Consider the following 17903-nt stretch of genomic DNA (forward strand, 5'->3'; position numbering starts at 1 on the left):
AAAAATTAAAACCAGTTAACATCCGGTTCTGCGGATGTTAACTGGTTTTTTGCTGGTACATCCAATCGCCACACGTGTCGTATTGGCTCAACAAATCGTTCGAAACTTGGGACAGCGAGTAACCGGAATATACGCACGGGATGCGGACACGTGATCTTGGCGCTTGGACGTTGTTGGTGGAGTTTGTAGGTTTTGAGGGACTAGTGCTCTACACTTGTATTAACTGGATAATATACAGCTATTTGCGAGGAATTTCCTCGAAAATTCGATTTAACTGTAAAACATGTAGGTAAAACTGCCACTTTTTTTCAGATCGATCAAAATGGTTAAAATTAACTGTAGGTTCTCCATCTATTCTGCGCTTGATCGGAAAATTCAAAAATTTAACTGTAGAAAATCCATCTATTCGTCTGGAGCAAGTAGAATTATGAAACTTCCATCAGACCAACTCAATATCTCTGACTCAGCAATCACTACTTCTACGAAACTTCGCTTCCCCCAATGCCTCGAAGAGCGAAAAAAGCTACTACCCCCACGCCATCGTGGGGGTAGTAGCTTTTTTCGTTGAGCTTCACTTCGTTAGTTCTCTTGCCAAGCAAAGCGATACCCTATCCCCGGCTCCGTCAAAATATACTGAGGTCTCGCAGGATCTGTTTCGATCTTCTTTCTCAAATGTCCTACATATACCCGAAGATATTGGCTGTCAGATTCATATTGCTGACCGCCCCACACTTGCTTAAGCAGCTGCTTATGTGTCATTACACGTCCTGCATTAACGCCAAGCACCTTGAGTAAATCATACTCCGTTGGCGTTAGCTTCAGCTTCTCCCCACCAAGCTCAACGCTGCGTTTGGCCAAATCAATGACAAGCTGGCCGAGCTTCAGCACAGGCTCATCCGGCGCTTTGGCTATATGCCGAAGAGCCACTCGCATGCGGGCCATGAATTCGCCCATGCCGAATGGCTTCGTCACATAATCGTCTGCGCCGCGATCCAAGGCTGCGACTTTGTCAGGCTCTTGATCCTGCGCGGTTAAGATAATGATAGGCACATTCGACCACTCACGAATGCCGTCCAGCACCTCCATGCCGGTCAGATCCGGCAGCCCCAAATCTAGCACGATGAGATCCGGCCGGAGCATCGCCGCCTGCAGCAAGCCATCCTGCCCCGTAGCAGCTTCTGCCGTTTCGAAGCCGTGTGCAGTTAACGTGACCCGCAATAATTTTCGTATTTGTGCCTCGTCATCAATGACTAAAATTTTCGCCCCTGTGGTTATCATGTTCATCCGTCCCTCTTAGCGAATTGTGAATTATGAATTATGAGAAAAAGGTATTTTTAGCTGGATAACAGTGCCTTGACTGCCGTCGTTCCTCGCACTTGCTCTAATCGAACCGCCATGTGCTTCCACGATGCTCTTACAGATAGCTAGTCCAAGCCCCGTTCCGGGGATATGCCTCGTACGATCTCCTCGATAGAATTTCTCGAATATCCGTTCCCTATCGGCTGGATTAATACCCGCCCCTTCATCTGCAATTGTCAGACTCAGAATGTCGCCTTCCTTCTCCGCTTGAATACGGATTTCACTTCCTTCAGGCGAATACTTAATGGCATTGCTGATCACATTCATCAACACTTGTTCCATAAGAACTTCATCCAGCGGAACGGATGGCATATCCGGATTAAGATCTATGTTCACAACTCTATTCTGCAGCGCATCCTTCAACTGCGTTAAGGCAACTCCAACAACATCCTCGATCCCGCACCACATCTTATTTAAACGCATCATGCCGCTCTCAATCCGAACCATGCCGAGCAAATTCCCCACAAGTCTATTCATGCGAGTAGCTCCCTCACGCGTCGTCAGCAATAATTCTCGCCGATCATCTGGACTAAAGACGTCCTCCCCTTCGAGTAAGCCCGTGACGGAGCCAATAATCGTAGCTAGCGGCGTGCGTAATTCATGAGAGAGCGAATCCAGCAGAGCTGTGCGGAGCTTCTCAGACTCGGCAGTCAATTGCGCCACTTTGGCCTCATCCGCTAGCTTGACCCGAGAAATGGCCACGGCTGCAAGATCTGATAATGCTTCGATGATGCGAATAAGCTCTGGCATATCGGACATGAATCGATCGCCAACTTGTACAGCAAGCACACCATGCATCTGCTGGTCTGTCGCTAAAGGGACATGCAGATCCGAGGATTCACTCAATGTTCGAGTACCTCGTCCCGCAATCGTATGATTATGACTCACCCATCCGGCGATAGTTAGGTGGGCTTCATCGCTGGCCCAATCTTCACTATCCTTCGAATAAGCTTCTACCTGCTGTACTCCCTCTTGATTTGGCAAAATGATAGCAGCCTTCGCATCTAACGTATCGGAAACATGTTGAACAATCTGCTTCAGCAACATATCTAAATCTGAAATCGCTGTTATCTTGCGACTTAACGCGTACAAGGCAGCGGTATTCGCTTCCTTCTGCTGTGCTTGATGGAATTGATTTCTAAGCTTGGAAGCAAGGCTTGACGTAAGGCCAGCCACACATAAGAACACAATAAACGTTAGGATATAACGCAAATCAGAAACCGTAAGACTGAGGGTAGGTGGGACAAAAAAGAAGTCAACTACCAACACACCTAGTCCCGCAGCAAAGAAAGAGGGCCCCCTCCCCCATCGAACAGCACTAAACAGAACAGGAAATAAGTAAAGTAGCGATATATTGACCAGATCGAAGAAGGATTCAAAACCTTTTAAAAATATCGTCAACAGGACGATAAAAAGTGCAGTCACACCATACGATTGCCAGTTTGTATGTTCATTTTTTTGAGTGTCCATAGGATTATTTTACCCTATTTCGCGAAGTTTGCCACGATTCATAATCTGCAACAATGAGCACATCCATTGTGCTTGCATGCGGCAAAAGCTTTTTGACAATATCGTCTTTCCAAACGATGATTTGCGTAGCTCCAGCGTTACTTGCTTTCGCTGCAAAAACACGTGGAATATGGCTGCGATTCACTACCTCTTGATAGGAAAACTCGCCTCCCAAGCGACGGGTCAGCTTCTCTAATACCTCTAGCTTTGTCTTCCACTCCTCATCCGATTGCCGAACCGCAATAAAACTTACATGCCAAGCTGCTTTAAGCCGATGAGCAATACGAAACCCCCGCCGAATTAAGCGATCGGCCTGTGAAATGTCTGTAACACACACGTAAATGGCTTCTTTCCTTCGCCATGGACCACGCAAAGAGCTCTTGCGCTCCATCGACTCTAGACGTTCATCAACATCATCCGCAATTTCACGCAGCGCTAATTCACGTAGAGCGATCAGATTCCCCGTTTTAAAAAAGTTATTTAACGCCTGATCTACTTTGACCATCGCATAAATCTTGCCGTCTCTCATACGAAGCTGCAGCGCTTCTGGGGAAACATCTATTAACTGAACTTCATCTGCCGTACGCAGCATACTATCTGGTACGGTTTCTCGCACGCGAATACCCGTTATATGCTCAACAGCATCATTCAGACTCTCCAAGTGCTGAACGTTGACAGTCGAGATAACCGAAATACCAGCTTCCAGAATCTCCAGCACATCTTCATAGCGTTTCTTATTCTTACTTCCTGGCACATTGGAATGCGCAAGTTCATCAACCAAGACCACTTCAGGTCGCAGACGAATGATAGCTTCTGTATCCATCTCCATCAAGTTAATACCTTGATATTGGTTTACTGCTCGCGGCACTATGTCAAGATCACCCACTTGTTGGGTCGTCTCTTTTCTTCCATGCGTTTCAAGCAAACCAATCTTCACATCGATCCCCTTTTTGAGCAGATCATTGCCCTCACGCAGCATCGTGTACGTCTTACCGACACCAGGCGCAGCGCCAATGTAAACTTTGAATCTGCCACGTTTAATTTTTTCGATTTTCGCGTCCACTTCTTGTTTGCTCAAACGTTTATATTTGTAAGGCTCCTTAGATGTGTGAATATGAGCCGGCAGAATACGCTCACCTTCTTGAGAAGCACGATCAGCTACTAGAAACACATCGATGTTTTTGGTTCTTTTTAACACACCGTTGATAACGGAGCCTTGTATCAAAGTTTGCCATTTCGTTTGTTTGGAATGCCCTAATACAATGCGTGTAACATGATTTGCGTTCGCATAGTCCACTAAGATCTGAGGGATACAGCGGCGATAAGAAAGCGGCAGCTCTTCAAATTTACCGCCTACTTTCTCGACAAGCTTCATAATTGATCTTCGAAAAGCAGCTGCTTCTTTGGTAAGCGTTTTACCTTGTTTACGCAGCGTAACTACATGCAGATCGCCATTCAACCGCTTCGCAATTTGTTGACCTCGGCGTACATAAATGGAACCATTCCAATGATATTGCGTTGTAACCAGAATACGTTCCGTCGCTCCGGAAGGCCCCTGAAACCCCATTTGTTCACGATGTGCTTCCAAAGAATCATTCACATCCTCGGCAACAAGACGGAGCGCCAATTCTCGCAGCACACCTAAATTACCGCGTTTAAATAAGGCTGCATCTTGATTCCCCTTTAAATGCCCTTCTCCTAGCCGTGTTAAAATCGCTTCCGGCGTTGCATCGATGAGTCTCACCTCATCGGCCAGTTCTAAGGTATCAGAGGGGACGCAGCAGCCCACTTCAATGCCTGTCAGCTTATGAGCAACCTCCATCGTCCCTTCTAGCTCATAGACATTCACCGTGCTGATGACACTAATATCGTGCGAGAGTAAATATTTAATATCTTCGAGCCTAGTTGGAAATTGGGCACCCTCTCGGTTCTGATGAGCAAGCCCATCAACGAGAACAACTTCAGGATTTCTTTCAAGTAAGGCTTCCAGATTCAGATCCTTTTGTTCCACACCGTCTTTCATCCAATGAATGCTGGGTACCCTCTCCAAATCTCCTAATTGTTCCACGGTTTCTGGTCGTTGGAGTGTCGAAACTGCACATATCACGACATCGATCCCTTGCCCCTTGAGGTTATGCCCTTCTCGCAGCATATGATAGGTTTTACCTGACCCGCTTACTGCCCCGATATAAATTTTCAAGCTGCCGCGGTGCAGTTTGGAAATCGATAATAGGATTTCTTCAGGCGTTTTTCTCTTGAAACCCTCCATGCTTCGTACCTCCTTCCATGTCTCTAAAAAGTGCAGAAACCACTCTCACCTAACGAGAGTGGTCCAACGAGAATCATTGCTCATAATTTCACTTGTTTGAGCAGTTCCCTATTTAATTCTGTCACATTGACCCTTGGTTCCCCGAAAATGCCCAGCTGCCGCTCTTTTGACATGCGGTCAATTAAATAATTGAGCTCGTTCGCCGTGATCCCGGTTTCCTTACTAATTCTTGGAACTTGGGCTTTCGCTCCTTCAGGTGACAGGTCCGGATCAAAGCCTGAGCCAGAAACAGTAACTAAGTCTGCCGGAATCTCCGTTAACGTAGGATTTTCTGCCTTTAACGCGGCAATTTTCTCTGCCATAACCGCTGCATAATCGCTCGAAGCTACCACTGTATTGGAGCCAGATGATGCTGTAGGGTCATACTTGGCTGCCGATGCTCTTGGATGGAACAGCTTCGGAGATTCGAAGCTTTGAGCCAGTAATTCCGATCCAATCACCGTACCGCCTGATTCTATGAGACTGCCATTTGCTTGTTTTGGGAATAGAACTTGAGCCACCCCTGTCGTCGCAAGTGGATAAATAAGTCCACAGACGATCATGAACAATAACGATACACGAACAGCTATCATAACCGATTTCATAAAATGATCTCCTCGTTTCTCTATCTCTTTACACGATGCTTAAGCCGTGAAGTACCATATCAATGATTTTAATCCCGATAAATGGTACAACCACACCACCGATACCGTAGAGCAAAATATTACGTGACAACAGCCTATCAGCCGACATCGCCCGGTACTTAACACCCTTCATGGCAATGGGAATCAACAGCGGGATGATGATAGCATTGAAAATTAAAGCAGATAGAATAGCCGATTCTGGCGACGCCAGATTCATAATATTCAACGCCTGCAGCTGCGGCATAGCAAGAATAAACATCGCAGGAATGATCGCGAAGTATTTAGCAATGTCATTGGCGATCGAGAACGTCGTCAAAGCCCCACGAGTGATCAATAATTGTTTACCAATAGAGATCACCGATAGCAGCTTGGTTGGATCGGAATCCAGATCGATCATATTAGCCGCCTCTTTGGCAGCCATCGTCCCTGAATTCATCGCTAGTCCTACATCCGCTTGTGCAAGTGCAGGCGCATCATTCGTGCCGTCGCCTGTCATGGCAACGAGCTTGCCTTCCTGCTGTTCTTTCTTGATTGCGGCAATTTTATCTTCCGGCTTCGCTTCAGCAATAAACTCATCTACACCAGCCTCGAGTGCAATCGTTGCAGCCGTAAGTGGGTTATCTCCTGTACACATCACAGTTTTGATGCCCATTGCGCGAAGTTCCGCAAAACGTTCCTTCAAGCCCGGTTTTACCGTATCCTTAAGGTAAATAACACCATAGATTCGCTCGTTAATCGCAACCGCGAGTGGTGTGCCTCCAGCTTTCGCGATTCGGTTCGTTATCGCTTCTAATTCAGCAGGAATTTTGCCACCATGCACAGTAACATAGTTCTTAATCGCATCAACCGCACCTTTGCGGAATTTAACACCGTCTGCAAGATCAAGTCCCGACATCCGCGTTTCTGCGGTGAACTCCACCACTTCTGCATCCGAGTAGAGATCAGCTTGCCAAGACTCGCCAAGTTTATTCGCTAGCTCAACAATCGAACGTCCTTCTGGTGTTTCATCCTTCACAGAGGCTTGCAGAGCTGCAAACGTAATGTCTTTCGCAGATCTGCCACCAACAGGCACAAACTCGGAAGCCATCCGATTCCCGAAGGTAATCGTCCCCGTTTTATCCAGAATCATCGTATCGATATCGCCAGCAGCTTCAACAGCCTTACCCGACATCGCCAATACGTTAAACTGCGTCACACGATCCATCCCAGCGATACCAATCGCGGATAAGAGACCGCCGATTGTCGTTGGAATGAGACATACCAGCAGCGCAATCAATGTGGAAATTTCTAATTTTACGTTTAAATACGATGCCATCGGAACCATCGTCATAATGACAATTAAGAAGATCAGTGTTAATACAGCAAGCAGCGTAGTTAGGGCAATTTCGTTCGGTGTTTTCTGCCTTTTAGCACCTTCGACGAGTGCGATCATGCGATCCAAGAATGATTCGCCGGGATCCGTCAATACTTTGACAACGATATAGTCAGAAGCTACCCGTGTACCGCCTGTCACAGATGAGAAATCGCCGCCTGCTTCCTTAATGACCGGAGCAGATTCACCGGTAATGGCTGACTCATCAATGGAAGCTAAGCCTTCAATGATTTCGCCGTCGGACGGGATGATCTCTCCAATTTCAATGCGGACCACATCCCCCTTGCGAAGAGAAGTCGAAGATACTTGCTTATAAGAGCCATCCTTTTGAACTAAGCGAGCCATCGTATCCGATTTCGTCTTCCGCAAGGAATCAGCCTGAGCCTTACCGCGACCTTCCGCCAAAGCTTCAGCAAAGTTAGCGAATAGCAAAGTGAACAGTAAGATCAAGAACACCGCGATGTTATACCCACGCCCTACTTCTGAGCTGCCGAATAACTCTGGTGTAAGTGAAAGCAGAAGTGTAATCACCGTACCGATTTCAACCACGAACATAACTGGATTCTTGATCATGATCCAAGGATTTAATTTTTTGAACGAATCAACGGTAGCTTGATTCATAATGTCTTTGGTTAATGTTTTTTTACGTTCCACAGTCCAATCAATCCTCCATCTCTATTACGTCTATCCGTTTAACGCACCGCCAAATGTTCAGCAATCGGCCCCAATGCCAGCGCCGGGAAGAACGTTAGAGCACCAATAACTAGAATGATCATGATCATAATTCCCATAAATAAAGGCGTGTTCGTCCGAAGTGTTCCCGTCGTAACAGGAACAACTCGCTTCGTAGCAAGTGATCCGGCAATGGCCAGCATCGCGATAATTGAAATGTAACGGCCAAACAGCATCACCATACCAATGCCCAAGTTGTAGAAGTTCGTGTTCGCGGTCAGGCCACCAAAGGCCGATCCATTATTAGCTGCACCCGATGTGAAGGCATACAGCACCTCAGAGAGACCATGCGTGCCCTGGTTAGCGATGGAATGAATAGATTCAGGGCGAATCAGCGCCCAAGCGGTCGGTGCGAGAATGATGAGCGGATGGGTAAGAATCGCGATGGCCGCTAGTTTAATCTCTTTCCCTTCAATCTTTTTACCTAGAAACTCTGGCGTACGCCCCACCATTAACCCGCAGATAAACACGGATAAGATCAAGTAAAGCAAGCCGTTTAACAAACCTACTCCTTTACCCCCGAACACATTGTTCAACATCATTTCTGCAAAAGGAACAATGCTTCCTAGAGGCGTAAGTGACTCATGCATATTGTTTACACTGCCTGTTGTTGCAGCCGTGGTCACAGCTGTAAATAACGCGGATTCGGACGGTCCGAATCGAACTTCTTTGCCTTCCATGTTCCCATGTACGCCTAACGCATCTACTGCAGGCACACCTTTGTATTCAGCATAGAAAACCGTAGCGACCATAACTACGAAAATAATCCCCATCGCAGCAAAGATCGTCCAGCCTTGCTTTTTGTTCTTGATCATGAGTCCGAATGCGTACACTAGCGATGTAGGCAGGAGCATCATACAAATAATATGGATTAAGTTCGCGACAGGCGTTGGATTTTCAAAAGGATGCGCCGCATTCGTACCGAACCAACCACCACCGTTGGTGCCTATGTGTTTAATAGATTCAAAAGAAGCAACTAAACCACGGGTAATCGTTTGCCCAGCACCTTCAATGGTTGTCGCTTGTACGGCACCCAGTAGGGTCTGTGGAACACCTTGAAAAACTAGAACCAAAGCAACAATGAAGCTAATTGGCAGGAATACGCGTGTAATCGCCCTCGTTATATCCACATAAAAATTCCCTAGATTATCTTGACGGCCAACTAGACCGCGTGTGAATGCAACGGCAATAGCAAATCCAGTTGCTGCCGAAGTAAACATCGGGAACGTAAGTCCCACCATTTGTGACAAATAGGATAGTGCATTTTCACCGCTGTAAGCTTGCCAGTTCGTATTGGTAATGAAAGAAACGGCTGTATTGAAAGCGAGTGCCGGAGGCATATTACCTATGCCATCAGGGTTAAATGGTAAGTATTTTTGAAGCCTAAAAACAGTATACATAAGAAGCATCATGACAAAGTTAACTAACAGGACAGCTCCTACATACTTTTTCCAACCCATGACTTCGTCTTCTTTAACGCCCATTAGGCGATAAGATACTCGCTCGAAAGGACCAAAAACACGATCAAGGTCACTCTTTTCATAGCTGAACACTTTGACCAAGTAACTCCCCATTGGCTTTACCAGCAGCATGATAATTCCCAGTGTGATGGCTACTTGTAACAATCCCATTCCCATAGTTGGTTCTCCCCTTGCCTACTTGAGTTCAAATTTCATTATTAAAAGTTCTCTGGCTTCACTAAAACAAAACCGAGATATACCATAATGGCACATGCAATAAGTCCGATAACTATCATAGTGGATTGCCTCCTAAAGTTTTTCTTGAAAAACGACTTCGAAAGCTTAAGCTCAAGCATTTTCGCAATATGTTGCAAATCCCCAGAACCCTAGAAATGTTATTGCCAATAATAAAATCATCGTTGTATCGTTGTACATGATGATCTCCGCCCCCTTTCCTGAAACATTGTAACGCCGAACCGTATAAATAAGGGGTAAAGAATCTTTAGTCTCGTATAAAAAAAGTATAAAAATTGGATATACAGAAGCCGAAAAAGCACCTCCCCACTCAAAAGCAAGTGGTTGAAGGTGCTTTTTTTTACAATACCCCGGGACCCTAGAAAGAGATATACGCCCCAGAATGCTCAAATAAATAAGTGCGATCAGAAAGGAAACTTAGTTCTTGTTCAATTGCAGTTGAGGTTGCCACACTTGAATTCACGCGCTGCGGAAGGCACGAAAAGAAAGGCGGTTCTCTTCCAATGCGCTTACGAGGTTATCTGTCGGATTCGGGCTTGGAAGTGCCCTGCCTTAGCAAGCAGCGCTTGCTTTAGATTCACCCCGAGAAACCGATGCTGTATCGAATCGGCTTCTATTAGTTCTCCCGTTTCCCTTACGGGAACTCAGCGTTTTGCTTTAACACGATCTGTTGTTGAACCGAATGTTACGCCGATTGCTCTTGAATGTAAAATGCTCCCCGCGTTATTATTTAGGAATAATCATGAAAAAGGGCAGCCCTACTGTGAAGTAAGGACTGCCCTTTTTCTATTTCGTTAAGTGATACGGCACCGTAGTTACGATCACATTTCTCCGATATAGCAGATGTGCACGAATGAGTAAACTCGATTGGTTATGCAGGATATTGTGCCAACCTTTTTTAGGAATGAACTGCGGGATAATCACTGTAACCTGATAATTCGATTCACCGGCCTTACGCTGAACCGTATCAATGAATTTGGTCAGTGGATTAATAATACTTCTATAGGGCGAGTGCAGCGTCACAAGTCTCACATCAGGCTGCCATTTCTCCCATTTCTCCTCAAACATAGCTTCATCTTCTCGTTCAAATGGCACATAAACAGCAATAATCTGGTGAGGTGACAGCGATTTGGCATAGTTTAATGAATTCTCTACCACATGTGTAATACCAGCCACTGGGAGAATAATGACATTCCCCTCAACGGGTATGGCAGGTTGATGGTTTGCAAGCCTTAATTGGTCACCAACAGCCTCATAGTGCTGCTTAATGCGATGAAAGACATAGATAATTAAAGGCAAGAACACCAAGACTGGCCAGACCTGCGAGAATTTAGTTAAAAAGAACATCATCGACACGATCAGACTGATTACAGCACCTGTTGTATTAATAATGAGTTTGGAGATCCATCCTTTCGGTTTCTCTCGAACCCATTTGACCACCATCCCTGTTTGTGAAAGGGTGAATGGGATAAATACACCGACTGCATAAAGGGGGATAAGATGTTCGGTCTTTCCTTTAAAAACAATGATTAGCACAATGGATAATACGCCGAGAATGATAATCCCATTGGAATATCCTAATCGGTCTCCTCGTATGGTGAACATTCTTGGAATAAATTTATCTTTAGCCAGATTTACTGCGAGTAAAGGGAAGGCTGAATATCCTGTGTTAGCAGCAAGGATTAATATCAACGCGGTTGTTCCTTGTATGAAGAAATACATAAAGTTCCGTCCAAAGGTCTGTTCCGCAATTTGAGAAACAACCGTTACCTCAGCAGTGGGAACAATGCCATATCCAAAGGCCAAATAAACGATTCCGGCAAATAACAGAGCCAATAATGTGCCCATCGCGGCTAATGTTTTAGCAGCATTATGAGGGGCCGACTCTTTGAAATTCGGAATCGCATTCGAGATCGCTTCAACACCCGTTAAAGCAGAACTCCCTGAAGCAAATGCTTTTAAAAGTAGAAATAAACTAATCCCTGCAACGGGTGTACCCAAGGATGTATGCACACTCGAAGATACCTGACCAGTTAAGATATTGTAAATGCCAACACCAATCAAAATGAATAACGCCACAACAAATAAATAAACCGGATACGCTAAAATAGAAGCAGACTCCGTTACGCCTCTTAAATTCAACGTTGTAATAAAGAGGACAAATATTACTGCAATGAGGACATTATGCGCATGTAAGCTAGGAAAAGCTGAGGTAATCGCATCCGTACCTGCCGACACGCTAACAGCTACTGTTAAAATATAATCGACTAGCAACGAACCGCCAGCAATTAGCCCAGGATACATGCCCAAATTTTCCTTAGATACCACATAGGCTCCACCACCGTGGGGGTAAGAGAAGATGATTTGTCTATATGACAAGATTAGTGCTAAAAGCAGAACTAAAACACCGACGGCAATGGGGATCGAATACCAAATTGCAGCCGCGCCAACGGTCATTAAGACTATTAATATTTGCTCAGGGCCATAGGCAACGGAAGATAGCGCATCGGAGGAGAGAATGGCCAACGCCTTTGTTTTATTAAGCTTTTGTTCCCCTAATTCCGTTGATAATCGTTCCACCGCCATATTTTCATTTATTGACATGATAGCAACTTTTATAACGTACATTATGCTCTTATTTAGTCATTTTTGGCAAGTGGTATGGATTACGTGTTGGTTCCTTATTAAAAAGGGGCAATAGTCCGATTCTGCCGAAATATTTACCCTTTATCCCTATATGAGGGTTGTTTGAGGCGATTTAGTTCGGCGATATCGGACTAATCTGTTTGGCTGGCGCATTCCGCCCCAAACCATCAAGCGCCTACTCTACTTTTTCAAATGATACGGCACTGTCGTCACAACCAAGTTCCGCTTACGCAGCAGGAAAGCCCTAATCAACAAGCTGGATTGATTGTGGAGGATGTTATGCCAGTTTTTCTTGGGTATAAACTGCGGGATGATCACGGTTACCCGGAAACTAGACTCCGAGGCCTTATGTTCAACCGTATCAATGAATTTGGTCAGCGGATGAACAATACTTCGATAATGGGAATGCAGCGTGACTAAACGCACATCGGGCTGCCACTTCTGCCATTTCTCCTCAAACTTTTTCTCATCGTCCCGTTCAAAAGCCACATACACCGCAATAATTTGATCGGGTGAAAGCGACTTGGCATAGTTCAACGAATTCTCCACCACATGTGTGAAACCAGCTACCGGCACAATCATGACATTCCCCTCAATCGGGAGGGCAGGTTCACAAGAAGAGAGTCGCAATTGTTCAGCGATCGCATCGTAATGCTTTTTAATTTGATGAAAAATGAAAACGATGAGCGGGAGGAAAATGAGCACACTCCACACTTGTCCAAATTTGGTGATAAAGAAAATCATCATCACGATGAAACTCATAAATGCCCCTATCAAATTGACCGTTAATTTGACCAGCCAACCTCTAGGCTTCTCGCGAATCCATTTCACCAGCATACCTGTCTGCGCAAGCGTGAAAGGGATGAACACCCCGACAGCATAGAGAGGGATTAACTGCTCCGTTTGACCTTTGAACATGATGATTAATAACATAGAAGTAACAGCTAGGAAGATGATTCCGTTCGAATAGCCCAATCTGTCGCCGCGCATCGTAAACATTTTGGCGATAAACTTATCTTTGGCCAGATTAACCGCGAGCAAAGGAAATGCGGAATATCCCGTATTCGCGGCGAGAACAAGAATCATCGCGGTTGTGCCTTGGACGATATAATACATCACACCTCGGCCAAATGTAACCGTCGCAATCTGAGAAACGACGGTTTCCTTCTCGCGCGGCACAATGCCGTAGTAGTAGGCCAAATAGACGATGCCCGCGAACAAAAGAGCCAATAGCAAGCCCATGGCCATTAATGTTTTGGAAGCATTTTGCGGGGCAGGCGTCTTGAAATTGGGAATCGCATTGGATATCGCCTCCACCCCCGTTAAGGCCGAGCTGCCTGAAGAGAAGGCTCTTAACAATATGAATAAGGAAATGCCCGCAACAGGTGTCCCCAAAGGGGCATGCAAATCAGGAGAAATTTGACCTGTAAGGATCTTAAACAAGCCAATACCAATTAGGATAAACAGAGCGACCACAAACAAATACACAGGATACGCCAAAATGGAGGCCGATTCTGTGATTCCGCGAAGATTGAGGATCGTAATAAACAAGACGAGTCCTAGTGCAATCGGTACTGTGTAGCTATGTAAGCTTGGAAATGCAGACGTTATCGCATCAGTACCCGCGGATATACTAACCGCTACAGTCAGGATGTAATCAACCAATAAGGATCCGCCCGCAAACAACCCGGCGTTCATCCCCAGGTTTTCCTTTGATACGACATAAGCACCTCCCCCTTGTGGGTAAGCAAAAATGATTTGTCGATAGGACAGAATAAGAGCTACTAAGAGAAACAGAACGCCGCAAGCGATAGGGATTGTGTACCAGAAGGCTGCTGCGCTAATCGTAATTAAGACAAGTAAAATCTGCTCGGGACCATAAGCTACCGAAGAGAGTGCATCTGAGGAAAGAATAGCCAATGCTTTCTTTTTATTCAGCTTCTGCTCGCCTAATTCATGGGACTTCAAGGGCTGGCCTATTAACAAACGCTTCAAATCAGTCAACAATGTGCGTACACCACCTTGATGTGATAAGTTCGTTTCAGTTTGCCCTATTTCTTGAAATTCATTATTAATACTGGTAACGCCATGCAGAAAAAAGAACATTAGAATAATGCTCTAATGTTCAGAAAAGGTTCGAATTATATTGATTTGATATTGATTTTTCAGACAATCTCCACATCAATCAGCTTAAACTGGGTCACATCCACGAGCCCGCGGTTGGAAATGCGAATTTCCGGAATCACAGGCAGGGCGATGAGCGAGAACGTCATGAACGGCGCGTTCATGGAACAACCGATATGTTGCCACGCTTTGTCCATCTTAGCAACTTCCTTGACGACTTCAGGCAGTGTCTTCTCTGACATCAGGCCAGCGATGGTCATCTGGACCTGAGCCAGCACTTTGCCATTTTCCACAACGATCATGCCGCCGCCAAGCTTCACAAGCTCATTCGCAGCGAACGCCATATCCGCTTCATCAATCCCCATCACTAGCAGGTTGTGACTGTCATGGGCTACCGTAGAGGCCACCGCGCCAGACTTCACACCAAAGCCATGGGCAAAAGCAAGTGAAATTTGACCTGTACCTTGATGCCGCTCGATACAAGCTAAGCGAACAATATCTTGCTCGATATCCGGCAGGATAATCCCTTGTTGAATGGCGAGCTCCGCTGTCATCTTCTCGGTTCTGGCACTATTTTCGATCACGCTGATCACATTGACCTTCGTTTTCTCCTGCTCAGAAGCAGCCCTAAGCTTAAAGTCGTCTGCCATCAGCTCCCGCTTCACGTTCATCGAATTGCGAATATGTGCTGGGTACGTGAACACAGGGAATTCGACTGCCAGCTCCCCTTGCTCCGCAATGATTTGACCATCCGTAATGACCATGGAAGGCTCCATCTTCTGCAGATCTGCCATCAATAGGATGTCGGCACATTTCCCCGGAGTGATCGATCCCACATCATGCTCCAGCTTAAAATAACGCGCCACATTGATCGTGACCATTTGGATCGCGGTGACTGGATGAACACCTTCTTCCATCGCGCGTCGTGCAACATGATTGAGATGCCCTTTCTCCACGAGCGTTTGCGGATTCACGTCATCGGTAACAAGTGAGATATTGGACGTATTGACGCCATCCTCGGTGACAATCTTGATGACCTCTTTGACATCATGCCACGCAGAGCCTTCTCGAATCATGAGATGCATCCCCATGCGAACTTTATGCAGACCCTGCTCTCGGGTTACCGTCTCGTGATCCGACGTAACGCCAGATGCGAGATAAGCTTGCAGCATACGATCATCGTCACTTGGGAAATGTCCTGTCACTGTTTTCCCGCTTTGCAGCGTTGCTTCGATTTCTCCGCACATTTTGGGATCTCCGTACACAACACCTGGGAAATTCATCACTTCACCCAGTCCCACCACATTGTCCCACTGCAGTCCCGCTTGAATATCGGCTACCTCTAAGGTAGCGCCGCCATCTTCCAAATCATTCGTCGCTGGCACACAGGAAGGGAAAGTCGTAAATACTTTGAGCGGCAAGGGTTGCCCCTCTTCGTGCATGAGTCTGACCCCTTCGGAGCCGAACACATTCGCTATCTCATGGGGGTCCATGAAAATCCCCGTCGTCCCTTTGACGATCGCCGCTTTGGCGAATTCCGTCACGGAAAGCATCGTGCTTTCCACATGCATATGGCCGTCTAGCAAGCCCGGCACCATATATTTTCCAGAGGCATCAATCCGTCTTGTGTGAGCCCCGATGGTATGGTCAGCCCTTCCTATGAAAGCAATTCGTCCCGCAGCAATCGCGACATCCATATGGGCTATAAGTTCGCCAGAATGCACATTGACTAAGGTACCATTTTGAATAACAAGATCAGCAGCTTCTTCTCCTATTGCAACTTTAGCCAGAGTGCGGCTAACGTCAGTTAATTTATTTCGATTTGGGATATACGTCATCGATTTCGTTCTCCTTTACTCCTACATGAGCATCCATTTCAACTAATAAATGTACACTTAAATGTATGTCTGAGCAACTTTTAACCAACTCTTCTAACGGATACCACATATGTTCATCGTATATACTGCTTTTTCAAATGCTCCGAAATTGACGTAAAGGAGAATGTCTCCAACATGTTTTCCAGCTTAGCTTTGGTACCTTTAATATTGTAATAATGGATAAAATGCTCCTTGCTGGGAAGCTCCAGCTTATGTTCCCTTGAATCAATTTCGCGCGGATGCAGATAGACAATGGAACTCTTCCCTTGGCGATTGGCTGATTGCATGGCTTTTCGAATAATGAATTCGGGAAAGAATCTGAAATAAAACCCGCCAGAGTAACCAACATTTCTCCCAGCAACACGCATGACAGACATCGGAACCTCGTAGAGATTAAGTTCTCTACCATTCACTATCGGCTTATGAATCTCAGTCTTCGCTGTTGGAATCCCATAAAGAAACGTTTTTACAGGAAAAATACTAGCGTCATACAGGAAGCCCATCTCTTCCAGTACCTCGAGATAGTGAAGATTCCGTTCAACAATCGACCATGACGGTGCCCGATACCCGAGTATCTTCGTTCCTGTTAGATTCTCAAGAATATCCACTGATTTCTGGACATCCGCACGAAACTCTTCTCTCGTTTGTTTATACGCTAATTCGTGGGCATACCCATGAGAGGCGACATCATGACCTTCACGCGCGATGGCCTTCACGATATCCGGGTAATCCTCCCCAATACAGCCAAGTGTGAAAAAGGTCGCTTTACATCCCGCATCGCTGCACATCTGTAGCAGGGTATCCATATGTGCTCGGAAGTTAGAACCCTTGCTGCGGTCAGGCTTTACGTGGTCATAGTTTGCATGAAACCATTCCTCAATGTCAAAAGTTAGTAGATTCGTTATCTGCTTTGAAGAATTAGACATGCTTCTTGCTCCCCTTGATGGCGAATGATGTGCACAACCGATCATACACCTTCCACTCTGCGCTTCCTTTCATTACGCGTGGAAAGGGGTGATAGATCTTTAAGAACTCTATATGCTCAAATCCATGCTCTATGAACACTTTCTTTAATTCATCCATCGCATACATGCGATCGAATTTCTTGGTTTTCTCGAACAATCGGAGCACTTTCCTCTGCCAGGACCGACTGTGCAAGGTTTCAATGAGCAGCGTCCCCCCAGGCTTCGTTACCCTAGCCAATTCCGCAATAACCGCTCGATACTGTTCGATCAGTTGAATAACACCAATACACAATACGACGTCAAACTTGCCCTCCTCAAAGTGAAGCGCTGTTAGATCATCCGACGATGTACGAAGACCTCTTTCCGCGGCAAAGGCGAGGCTTCTCTCCGAAAAATCCACCCCATAAACCGTGTTTGACCCAACGAGAGGCTCACTAAATGCACCTACGCCACAGCCGGCATCCAAAATCTCTTTGTCGTGAAGCTCTCCGAGCCAACCTAACGTATGATTTCGCTGCAGAAAGAAGCTTTCCTCATTATAATAGTCAGAAGATTGTACGGAAGCCCCATGAACCTCTGCCCGCTTGTCAAAATACTGCTTCCAGCTAAGATTTGCCATGATCTATTTCCCCCGATTGTGATGACACATATA

The 17903-nt window shown here is 45.9% G+C and carries 11 protein-coding genes and 1 riboswitch; all 11 genes read right to left on the reverse strand.

Annotation, left to right across the window (positions count from 1 at the left end; genetic code table 11):
• Positions 1-579: 579 nt before the first annotated feature.
• Positions 580-1278, reverse strand: a complete 699-nt coding sequence (locus ACSQ8P_RS29660) for a response regulator (RefSeq protein WP_436239634.1) — start codon at positions 1276-1278, stop codon at positions 580-582.
• 30 nt (positions 1279-1308) lie between these two features.
• On the reverse strand, positions 1309-2829 hold the full coding sequence (locus ACSQ8P_RS29665; protein ID WP_436238475.1) for a DUF4118 domain-containing protein: 1521 nt from the start codon (positions 2827-2829) through the stop codon (positions 1309-1311).
• A gap of 4 nt (positions 2830-2833) precedes the next feature.
• Positions 2834-5137, reverse strand: coding sequence for a histidine kinase (locus ACSQ8P_RS29670; RefSeq protein ID WP_436238476.1), 2304 nt, complete (start codon positions 5135-5137; stop codon positions 2834-2836).
• Between the two features lie 80 nt (positions 5138-5217).
• Positions 5218-5781, reverse strand: a complete 564-nt coding sequence (gene kdpC, locus ACSQ8P_RS29675; protein ID WP_436238477.1) for a potassium-transporting ATPase subunit KdpC — start codon at positions 5779-5781, stop codon at positions 5218-5220.
• Positions 5782-5809: 28 nt separating this feature from the next.
• Positions 5810-7846: a potassium-transporting ATPase subunit KdpB gene (gene kdpB, locus ACSQ8P_RS29680; RefSeq protein WP_436238478.1), complete on the reverse strand. Its 2037-nt coding sequence runs from the start codon at positions 7844-7846 to the stop codon at positions 5810-5812.
• 38 nt (positions 7847-7884) lie between these two features.
• The gene (gene kdpA, locus ACSQ8P_RS29685; protein WP_436239635.1) at positions 7885-9555 is read right to left on the reverse strand and encodes a potassium-transporting ATPase subunit KdpA; all 1671 of its coding nucleotides are present in this window, start codon (positions 9553-9555) and stop codon (positions 7885-7887) included.
• A gap of 575 nt (positions 9556-10130) precedes the next feature.
• A riboswitch (cyclic di-AMP (ydaO/yuaA leader) is annotated at positions 10131-10299 on the reverse strand.
• A 126-nt stretch (positions 10300-10425) separates the two neighbouring features.
• A complete protein-coding gene (locus ACSQ8P_RS29690) occupies positions 10426-12243 on the reverse strand; it encodes an APC family permease (RefSeq protein ID WP_436238479.1) in 1818 nt (605 codons plus the stop codon).
• Positions 12244-12465: 222 nt separating this feature from the next.
• The gene (locus ACSQ8P_RS29695; RefSeq protein ID WP_436239636.1) at positions 12466-14292 is read right to left on the reverse strand and encodes an APC family permease; all 1827 of its coding nucleotides are present in this window, start codon (positions 14290-14292) and stop codon (positions 12466-12468) included.
• A 158-nt stretch (positions 14293-14450) separates the two neighbouring features.
• Positions 14451-16247 carry an adenine deaminase gene (ade, locus tag ACSQ8P_RS29700; RefSeq protein WP_436238480.1) on the reverse strand — a complete coding sequence of 599 codons (1797 nt, stop codon included), beginning with the start codon at positions 16245-16247 and terminating at the stop codon, positions 14451-14453.
• 113 nt (positions 16248-16360) lie between these two features.
• Positions 16361-17212 (reverse strand): DUF3473 domain-containing protein, encoded by an 852-nt coding sequence (locus ACSQ8P_RS29705; RefSeq protein WP_436238481.1) that lies wholly within the window; start codon positions 17210-17212, stop codon positions 16361-16363.
• A complete protein-coding gene (locus ACSQ8P_RS29710) occupies positions 17205-17870 on the reverse strand; it encodes a class I SAM-dependent methyltransferase (protein WP_436238482.1) in 666 nt (221 codons plus the stop codon). Before ACSQ8P_RS29710 ends, ACSQ8P_RS29705 begins: the two co-directional genes overlap by 8 nt.
• Positions 17871-17903: the final 33 nt, after the last annotated feature.

This window comes from Paenibacillus sp. LjRoot153 (genome assembly GCF_964253085.1).
Taxonomy (GTDB): domain Bacteria; phylum Bacillota; class Bacilli; order Paenibacillales; family NBRC-103111; genus Paenibacillus_E.